The organism is Mycobacterium sp., from assembly GCF_035274705.1.
GTDB lineage: Bacteria > Actinomycetota > Actinomycetes > Mycobacteriales > Mycobacteriaceae > Mycobacterium.
This window is the reverse complement of record NZ_DATENY010000041.1, coordinates 1-6,279: the sequence shown is the minus strand read 5'-3', so window position 1 is coordinate 6,279 and position 6,279 is coordinate 1. Positions and strand designations below refer to the sequence as shown.

Below are 6,279 nucleotides of genomic sequence, written 5' to 3'. Positions count from 1 at the left end.
GCCAAGGACGACGAGGTCGCCGCGGTGCGCGAGGCCGCGCGGCTGATCGCCGAGGACGAGCGGCTCACACCGGTGCTCATCCCGCTGGGCGACGGCCTGCTCGCCGCCGCGCGCGACTGAGCCTCCCCTCGCGAGCAGTCGCAAAGTGCCCCTTTTTCCCGGCGTGTCGGGGCATTTTGCGACTGCTCGCGAGTGGGTGATCAAGATCCGGCGCGGATGTGGTGTGTCACTGCGGATTTGCCATCGTGAAACCGACGCGTGCACTCGACGATCAGAAGGGCCCGGCGCTATTTCTGGGTCAATGCGAGCGCTACGGCTTGGGCGCGGGATTCCACACCGAGGCGCGTGTAGAGGTGTTCGAGGTGTTTGCGGATCGTGGCAGGGCTGAGGTACAACTCGTCGGCGATTTTCTGGGTGCTGTAGCCGTGGGTGAGGAGGCGCAGCACCTGCGCTTGGCGATCGGTGATCCCGAGGTTTCGTAGCGATTCCACGTCCGGCAAGCCATCCGCGCGCAGCTCATGGAGAACGAGGGGCCGCCAATCAGCTGGGCTGCGGACAGAGAGGGCGTGCACCTGCAATCGGTCCTGGCCCCTGGCGATGGTGAGGGTGTTCGGCACATCGCTGTTCGTGGCGTGCAGCCAATCGGCCAGTGCCTCCGGCAGCCGATCAACATGGGGTTCGCCCGGCCAATATTTGGCGAGCAGGTCGCGGGCCAGCACGGAGGAGTGGGTGGTCAACGATCCTCCGGGGTCGAGCACGAGCACCGCGGCATCTGCTCGCTGCAAGCCTGCCTCCTGTGCCTTGATGACCGCGTTCGCGTAGTCACGCTGGCGTGCCTGCGCCCATGCACGACTGAGGTGCGGTTCGATCAGCTCGATCACGTCGCGGTCTCGCTGTGAAAAACTGCGCCGAGACCGATTGATGGCGACCGCCACCATTGCCGGTGCCGTGAGGTGGAAGTAGAGCTGGTCTTCGGCCTGCATCGGCCGATACACCTCCTGGTAAAGGTCCAACCGGTGCAATTCGCGCGTCGACACAAGATCCGACAGAAAGTGCGGACGGTAGACCCCTTGCTGGTGGAGCACGACGCCAGGATGCTGATGAGCCGTGGCCGCGAACCGTGGTTGTAAATCAGCAATGGCGGCGTCCGGCGGGTCGAACACGATCAGTGCACGCCCGGTCGCGAGATCCAGGTCGTTGTAGCCGACGACGTCGCCAGGGACCAGACGACGTAGCTCGGTCAGGATGCCCGCGCGAAAACTCGCCAAGCCGTCGAATGAATAGGCCCGCAACGTCACATCGAGTACGGCGGCAAGATCGTCGTGCGTAAGGTTGCCCATTCGGTCTCCAGTGGCCCCGGGCAAAGATACGCGCTTTGCCGTATTTGCCGCATCTCGAGACGAAACTAACCTAAGCGTCAACCTGACCCGCAAGAGTGGGGTGTGTCAGCCGATCACGTGGCCGAAATCGAGGTTTGCAGCCGTGAGTACGCATGCTGGGCACTTCGGTGAAAAGCTGTACGACCGACAACGCACTCGTGAGCGTCCGGCGCAACGCCGTGCCCACGAAGAGGGATCGCCGAAAAACAGGTAGTCAACTACTCAGGCGCAGGCCGCCGGCCGCACTCAAGAATGGGACTGCATTCCCAACCGCGGGAACCCGAAATCGAGTTCATGGAACGTGGACACCAGCGAAATGTCGGCGTAACACCCACAGCCCCAACACAATCGAGCGGAGCAATGCGATGACTGCATACATCACCGCCACCGGGAGTCATCTACCGGGACATCCGTTGGCCGACCATGAGATCGAGGACTACATCGGCAAGACTGGGCGCGCCACCTCGGATCTGAAGCGGGACAAGTTCGCCGACTGCGGAATCAAGTCGCGCGTGCGCACCGCCGCGGACCGCGCCGGACCGGGGCCTGACCATGTCGAGTTACTTTGCGCCGCAACGACAATAGGTGATCTGATCGCGCCGGACCACGCCAGCATTGCGGGCGGCGAATTAGGTTACGGTCCGCCGGAGATCTCCTCACTGCCGGTGGCGATCGGTGAGAATCGCGCCGCGACCAGCGCGGCAAGCGAGTTCCCTTCTCGCACGTTCAAGAAGAGGACGAGCGGCTCACCCCGGTGCTCGCCACGCTTGGCGAGGGCCTGCTGGCCGCCGCGCGCGACTGACCCAACCCACTCGCCAACCGTTCGCGCATACGTTGGTGACCGCCAGTCGGTCAGTGCCCCTTGCGCGGCGGCGATCAACGTCCGCTGCGGCTTTGCCATCGTGACACTGGTGCGTGCCGTGGCGAACCTGACGGGCGCTCGCAATTTACGACAAATTGACGTTGATGTCAAAGAAATGTCCTAGCATGACCTGCATGTTGATGGGTTCTCAGGTGGAATCGGTCGGGTCCACATCGGGCCGCATGAAGCTGTCGCGGTCACGCGGCCACGTCCCGCTGAATTTTTGCGGACAACGATGACAGCAACCGTCGGATGCGCCGACCGAGCCTGTAGTCAGCGGTGACCGAGTCAAGCGGCTACGCACTCATCGGCTACGCGGTGCGCTTCCCGGGAGCCACCGACGCCGGCGAGTTCTGGACGCTGCTCGCCGACGGACGCGAAGCAATCTCCGAGGTTCCTGCCGAGCGGTGGGACGTCGACGCCTTCTACGACCCCGACCCCGATGCCCCCGGCAAGATGGTCGCGCGCCGTGCCGGATTCGTCGACGACGTCGCCGGATTCGACGCGCCGTTCTTCAGCATCTCTGCCCGTGAAGCCGAATTCATGGATCCGCAACACCGAATGCTCCTCGAGACCACTTGGTCCGCCGTGGAGCACGCGGGTATCGCACCGTCGTCGTTGTCCGGAACCGATACCGGGGTGTTCATGGGGCTGTCCACCCACGAGTTCGGGGGCATGCTAGTTCGGCTGTGCGAGATCGAGGACATCGACATCTACTCGGGTACGGGCACCTCACCCGCGGCGGGTGCGGGCCGGATCAGCTACCGGCTCGGGCTGCAGGGGCCGTCGGTAATCGTCGACACGGCGTGCAGTTCGTCGTTGGTCGCAGTCCATCAGGCATGCCAGGCATTGAGCTCGGGCGACTGCGACCTGGCCCTGGTGGGCGGTGTGAACGTGATCCTGACGCCCGTTCCGATGATCAATTTCTCTCGCGCCCGCATGCTGGCCCCCGACGGCCGATGCAAGACGTTCGACGCGTCCGCCGACGGGTACGTGCGCGGAGAGGGATGCGGGGTGGTGGTTCTCAAGCGCCTCCCCGAGGCCATCGCCGACGGCGACCCGATTCGCGCGGTGATCCGCGGGAGCGCGGTCAACCAGGACGGCGCCTCCGGCGGGTTGACGGTGCCCAACGGCGTTGCGCAGCAACGCGTCATCGCGACCGCGCTTCGCCGCGCGGGGGTCGCAGGCGGTGACGTCGACTACCTCGAGGCGCACGGAACCGGCACGTCGCTCGGGGATCCCATCGAGGTGCACGCTGCTGGCGAGGTATTCGGTGTCGGGCGAGATCCCCACCGGCCCTTGCTGATCGGCTCGGTCAAGACCAACATCGGCCACCTGGAGGCGGCGTCGGGCATTGCGGGAATCATCAAGGTGGCACTGGCACTGGAACACGAGACGCTCCCCGAACATCTCCACTTCACCCGCCCTTCGCCGCACATTGCGTGGGACCGACTCTCGGTGCGGGTGGTCGACGAGTCGCTGCCGTGGAAGCGCAACGGTCGGCCACGCACCGCAGGCGTGAGCTCGTTCGGATTCTCAGGCACCAACGCGCACGTCGTCCTGGAGGAAGGACCGGCCGTCGGCGAGTCGATCGACCAACCCTGCGCTGTTGGCGAACCCGGCCCGCATGTGTTGCCACTGTCGGCCCGGACCCCAGAAGGCTTGTTGGCCTTGGCCGCTCGATACCGAGAGTGGCTCGACGCCAACCCGGATGCCGCGCTGTCCGACGTCTGCGCCACGGCGAGAACCGGGCGTGCGCATTTCGAGAGTCGCGCTGCCCTGGTGGTCGACTCGCGAGCCAGGGCGCGCCGGTTGCTGCGCGCCCTCGGCGACGAGCGGCCCGCCCCCGGCCTCTTCCAGGGCACCAGCGCCGAACGGCCGAAGACGGCCTGGCTCTTCGGCGGCCAGGGCAGCCAGTTCGTGGGCATGGCGCGCGAATTGTTCGAGGGTGAGCCGGTCTTCGCGGACACAGTCAACCGCTGCGCCGCGGCCGTCGAGGACGTCCTGGCGCGACCACTCACTTCGATCCTGTTCGATACCGGAGCCGGTGCCGAATCGGCGCTGCACGACACCGCATACGCTCAGCCGGCGCTGTTCGCCGTGGAGCTGGGGCTGGCCCGACTGTGGCAGTCCTGGGGTATCGAGCCCGATGTGGTGTTCGGCCACAGTGTGGGTCAGTACGCAGCGGCGTGCGTCGCAGGAGTGTTCGACCTCGAGAACGGCATCCGGCTGGTCGCCGAACGCGGCCGGATCATCGGCAAGCTGCCAGCCGGCGGGCGCATGGCGGCGATCTTCGCCGAAACCGACCGCGTCGAGGAGCGCACGGCCGACTTCCCCCAGATCTCGGTGGCGGCCTACAACGGAGCGAACACCGTCGTCTCGGGACCCGCACCCGACGTGGAGCACCTGGTGGCGACGTTCGCCGACGGCGGTGCGCGAACCGAGTGGCTGGACACCAGCCACGCCTTCCACTCCGCATTGCTGGAACCTGCTCTCGACGAATTCGAAAGCCGGGCAGCGGAATTCGCGTATGCAGGACCGCAGATTGCGCTCATCTGCAACCGCACGGGCACAGTCGTCACCAGACGCACACCGCTCGATGCCCAGTACTGGCGGCGACACGCCCGCCAACCCGTACGGTTCGCCGACGGGGTGGCCACGCTCGCAGGCCTCGGCTGCGGCGTCGTGATGGACCTCGGCCCGCAACCCGTCCTCACCGCGGCCGCGATGCGGATCTGGCCGCAGTCGCAAACGCCGCCCCGCACCGTGGCGTCGATGCGCCGCGACGCGGACTCGCGCCGCACCTTCACCGAGGGCTTGGCCGCCGCGTACACCGCAGGCCATTCGCTCACCTCGTCTGTCGCCCAACGCCGTTCCCACCGGGTGGTGGATCTGCCCACCTATCCGTTCCAGCACCGGGACTACTGGTTCGATGCATACACCGGGCCCGAGCTGGACCGCGGGGCACGCGCGGGAGCGGCGCGGCCGTCCGGACGGGGGGCCCGCCGCTCCGAGCCGGTCGCGGGAGGATCCGAGTACCGACTCGAGACGCTTCTCGAGGTGATTCGCTCCGAACTGGCGGCGGCCCTGCGGACCCCGCTCGCTGACATCGACCCGAACGCCCGATTCGTGGCGCTGGGCATGGACTCGTTGATCGCCCTGGACCTCTGTCAACGACTGCACGCCAGGCTCGGCGCCGAAGTCCCCGCCGCGATGTTCTTCGCCCACCCGACCATTGCGGCGCTGGCCGATGGCCTGCTCGACAGAGTCAACGCGCGCGAATCCGGCGCGGTGCCCCCGGGCCGCATTCCCCATGTGCCATGGTCCGGCCGTGCGCCGCTTTCACACGCCCAGGAGCAACTCTGGTTCCTGCAGCAGTTGCTGCCGTCGTCGAGCGCCTACAACGTGGGGGCGCGCATCGACGTATCCGGACCCGTCGACCGAGAGTCGTTGCGGCGCAGCATCGAAACGGTGGTCGCCCGACACGATGCCCTGCGCACCACCTTCGGAAGCGAACGGGGCGTTCCGTTCGCCAAGGTGCGCCCGGCCTTCCCCGCCGTAGAGTTCGAGCTCCCCTTCGAGCGGCTCGACGAAGAGGACGTGGCCGCGGCGGTGGCTCGAGAAGCGGCGCGGCCGTTCGACGTCGAGGCCGGACCGCTGGTGCGGGCCAGGCTCTTCGAACTGCCGGGCGGTCACGTGCTGACCCTGACGATGCACCACCTCATCACAGACGGCTGGTCCTTCGGGGTGCTTCTGCGGGAGCTCGCGCTGACGTACGAGGCGCTGCAGCGCGGCCTTCCCGCGCCGCTGACCGAACTACCGATCCAGTATCCGGATTACGCTCAGTGGCAACGGGATCGACTCAGTAGCCCGGACTATCCGGCACGTCTCGAGTTCTGGCGGACTGAACTCGACGATGCCCCGACGCTCGAACTCGACACCGACCGCCCACGACCCAAACTGCCGACCTTCGTCGGCGCCCGTAAGCGGTTCGAGCTCGGCAGCGGGCGCGCCGCCGCCCTACGCGAATTGTGTTGC

Annotated in this window: 3 protein-coding genes and 1 pseudogene; 2 read left to right on the top strand and 2 right to left on the bottom strand. The window is 66.7% G+C overall.

Translation table 11 applies throughout. The features are described 5' to 3' along the window. Nucleotides 1–120 (top strand): annotated as a pseudogene (locus VJV41_RS10750) (O-methyltransferase); the annotation flags it as partial. 167 nt (nucleotides 121–287) lie between these two features. Here the strand turns inward: VJV41_RS10750 and VJV41_RS10745 are convergent. Further along, nucleotides 288–1,340 (bottom strand): helix-turn-helix transcriptional regulator, encoded by a 1,053-nt coding sequence (locus VJV41_RS10745; protein ID WP_325333461.1) that lies wholly within the window; start codon nucleotides 1,338–1,340, stop codon nucleotides 288–290. 673 nt (nucleotides 1,341–2,013) lie between these two features. Then, nucleotides 2,014–2,280: a hypothetical protein gene (locus tag VJV41_RS10740; RefSeq protein WP_325333459.1), complete on the bottom strand. Its 267-nt coding sequence runs from the start codon at nucleotides 2,278–2,280 to the stop codon at nucleotides 2,014–2,016. A gap of 240 nt (nucleotides 2,281–2,520) precedes the next feature. Here VJV41_RS10740 and VJV41_RS10735 point away from each other — a divergent pair. Continuing rightward, the coding region (locus tag VJV41_RS10735) for a type I polyketide synthase (protein WP_325333457.1) at nucleotides 2,521–6,279 on the top strand (3,759 nt) is incomplete at its 3' end.